The sequence below is a fragment of the Shigella sp. FC1967 genome, from assembly GCF_001743005.1.
Taxonomy (GTDB): Bacteria; Pseudomonadota; Gammaproteobacteria; order Enterobacterales; family Enterobacteriaceae; genus Proteus.
In genome coordinates this window covers 1-3,531 of sequence record NZ_MIIZ01000769.1, presented here as the reverse complement: position 1 = coordinate 3,531, position 3,531 = coordinate 1, and the positions used below count along the sequence as shown (strand labels likewise).

Genomic DNA, 3,531 nt, shown 5'->3' with positions numbered 1-3,531 from the left:
TGATCATCTGTAAAAAGCCCATCTTTAAATTATCATAATTTTCTGTTTTAATATTTAATAATGATTTTGCGAGCGAAGTATCGGCCTTAACATGATCAAGCAATGTTTGACCATCATTCATAGTTAACGTTAAAAACTTATAAACATCTAACGCAGCTGCATTTCCTAATGCATCTGCTTCAACATCTACATTCCCTGTTCGTAATAAGCCATCGTTTCTTTGTTCTGCTTCCGCGATAATTGAACTCGCATAACCATTTTTATTTTTACGGGCACTAGAGTGACTAAAAGTACAAGGGTGGGTCGATATTGATATTTGTCCAGCGCGCTTAGCTGCATCGGGTAACCACGTTTCTAAAGCAAAACGTGCTTCGCACTCCAATTCAACTATAGCGATATCCTCTTCGCTCATATTGGCCTTTTTCTTATCTTTCAACCAATTTTCTTTTCGTTCAGAAAAGAAAGCATCTATTGCAGGATCAATCATTTTGTATCCTTATTAAAATTTATACGTTAAACGGCAAAGTCCCCATTTGATCGTTATAATGATATTCTGCGCTAATCTCTTCATTCCATTGGGTATAACTGATTTCACCTAATATTTGAGATGTTTTTATCATCTCCTCATAAGGTTTCTGATATTCCTTTAATAAATCAATATAATCTCTGACTAACCATAGCCTTTCTATTTCAGATTCTGATAAATTATAACGTCGTATGCGACATAATTTATCCACTGCGACCCAACCACTCTCTGAATCGAACTGTTTAAATACGGGATCTTTATTTTCATCGGCTAATAATAAAGAGAGTCGTATTGTAGGTTTACTTCGGCGAAACTTATTAATTTGTTGAGGTAATGCCGTTAACCACCAATAGTCTGAGGTATATCCCCATACTTGCTCACAACCCGCGACAGGTTTAGCAACAGCATTTCTGCGATTTCTTAACATCTCTAGCCCCGTAGAGGCTATCGCTGTTGGTGTAGAAGAAAGAAGGTAATCACAACCTAAAGTATGATGGATAGCCTTATGTTCAAGGTCGATAAGGCTAGAGTTAGGTGTTGGTTTTGCTGATTTTTGAATTCGGGGTATCGCATTAATACCTTTATTTAACTGCGCTTCATTGACTAATAATGCCAAATCATGTGTTTTTAATTGGCACCCTTTATATTCATAACCGGGTTTCTCAAAAGCATATTTGCTTTTTCCTTCGAACCCTTTCCAATTAAACTGTAGAAGTGAAACATTAGGTTGTTCAACTTCACCTTCACGATGACGACGAACACGCCCTGATAATTGAATAATTGAACGATAAGATGAAGGCTCGATAACCGCCCAATCAAAATCATGATCTCGTCCAACCTCTTCAACAGGCGTTGCCACTAGAATAAAAATTAAGTGTTTTCGTTGAGTGTTATCGATATGCTTTCGAATGATCTCGTTATTTAAAAAATCAGGTAATTCCCCCTCTTTTTCTTTACGTTTAAGCACTTCATCTAAATGTTTTTCTTGAGCATGTCTTAACAATAAAACTTGTTGGCTATGGTAAGGCATAATACGAACATCAACCTTGTCATCCCACTCTGCTTCTAATAAATAAAGGGTTAATTCAATGCATGGATTGATATTCGCGACTCTCACGACACCGAAAGAAATGTTCTTACCACTTTTATCATCGATAAAATGGTGTTGATGATGCAATTGGATAATAGCCTGTTGAATATGTTGGAAATAATATCCTTCTATATCTTCAATATTCTCTGAACGAGAAATAGGAAAAATAAAACCCTTCGATTTAGCAGGGATCCCCACTAACTTACTTGCTCTTTTTCCAATAAAATCATTGTGATGTGCTAAATAACTTATTGCTGATTTTTTATTATCATAGCTTAAGGTTTCTATTTTAGTTTTAAATTCATCAACCCAAACACATCCTATTTGTTCTTTTTCATTTCGGCTAATCGCGTATAAATGCCATCCTTCTTGATAAGCACCATAAAGCGCTAAGGCTGTATCTGGTGTAATTGTCGCAGATGATATCATGACCTTTCGCCCCATCATTCCTGCTAAATGAATCAAACGACTAATAGCGATAGCATCTTCACCCAAAAAATCGTCAACTTCATCAATCACCAAATCAGATGACATTAATCTCAATGTCGGTAATAAATAACGACCACCTCGTATCACTTCTGTTGCAGAAATAATATGATCGATAGTACAAGCAAGAATAGGGGCATAAAGTAAGGCGCGTTCTTTTGGTTTTGTTAATACTGTTGAGAGTAATTCTTCAGGTAAAATATCAACCCAAGCATTGTCATCCCAATCAATATTATCAAATTCATCTTGCAGTGATCCTTGTGATTCAGAACCTAAGTCTTCTTCAAAAGAAATATTCTCTTCTGCGAGCTGTTGACTGTGTTTATCTTGTTCACTATCGTCATGCAGTCGTAAAATAGCCGAAGAACCAATTAATACAGCAAGTTGATTTGATTCTAAACCTATTCTATTTCGATATTCATCTCCCGTTTGTAACGTTAATGTTCTTAAGCCTAATGCTAAAATATACCGTAGGCTTTCTTTATCTTCAGATAATGCCCGCATTATTTTGGCATTGGCTAACGTTTTTCCATACCCCGTGCTTGCCATATTAACAATAAAAAAGCCTTTCACAGCATCTTCTGTTTGTTCTCGATAATCCGTTATTTTTTTTTACGGCATTATCTTGCCAAATAAATTTTTTAGGTGTGCCTTTTATTGGATCTAACGTATTAATATCAAGTGCAATCGGTGGCTCTGTTTCAAAATAAGGTAATAGTTGCGCAATATTTTGTGCGATTTGAGCAACGTTAATTAGATGTTCATCTAATTTTTGTTTATAGACTTTTATACCGTGAGAATATCCTGTGTTAGCATAAAGTTTACAGTCGCTATGCCAGTTAGGATCTCTATCTTGAGACGAATAGTTATGATCACCTAACATTAAACATAATCGTGCATAATGCGCAATAACGCGCCAACTACCGTCTTGTATCGCTTGATTAAAAAGAGGAAGATTTTGATAAAGATGGTTTGCAGCAATAGATAATTTATCTAGCCAAAGCGTCGAATCTAATAATAAACCCTGCGGAAATTGAAAACATTGTTTTTTCTTTTTTCTGATATTCATTGTCATCATAATTATTTTCATATCCCCAATCGGCACTCATTCTAGAAAGTAAATCTGCTAATGATGTATTTTCACTATTTTTTATTTTTTATCTCTTTTTGTGTTTTTTCTTTTTAAAAAAAGGTAATCGGTGATGACTTAATATTAACCAAATAAGCAAAGAAGCCATGTCGGGGCAAATCAGTAATACTATTTTTTATTTATCATTAGAAAGATGCTGAATTATGATATCTGTATCAAGATTTTTTTATTTAATAAAAAACGTCAAGCCAATTTTTTTATCACTTTTCTGTTTTTAGAAGTACTTTTTAATAACCGCTCTAAGTAATAGAACTGAGATCCATTCATGACGAAGAGGAT

The 3,531-nt window shown here is 34.7% G+C and carries 3 protein-coding genes; all 3 read right to left on the bottom strand.

Annotation, left to right across the window (positions count from 1 at the left end; genetic code table 11):
• On the bottom strand, positions 1 to 487 hold a 487-nt coding region (locus BHE89_RS12520), incomplete at its 3' end, for a type I-F CRISPR-associated protein Csy1 (RefSeq protein ID WP_286146101.1).
• 19 nt (positions 488 to 506) lie between these two features.
• Positions 507 to 2,675 (bottom strand): P-loop NTPase family protein, encoded by a 2,169-nt coding sequence (locus BHE89_RS12515; RefSeq protein WP_128860518.1) that lies wholly within the window; start codon positions 2,673 to 2,675, stop codon positions 507 to 509.
• Entirely contained in the window at positions 2,653 to 3,192 is a 540-nt protein-coding gene (locus BHE89_RS12510) for a hypothetical protein (RefSeq protein WP_141008294.1), read from the bottom strand. The genes BHE89_RS12515 and BHE89_RS12510 overlap by 23 nt, the downstream gene beginning before the upstream one ends.
• Positions 3,193 to 3,531: the final 339 nt, after the last annotated feature.

Excerpts from the sequence above, each read along its gene's own strand:
- BHE89_RS12510 (WP_141008294.1), bottom strand. The coding sequence starts at position 3,192 with ATGAAAATAATTATGATGACAATGAATATCAGAAAAAAGAAAAAACAA.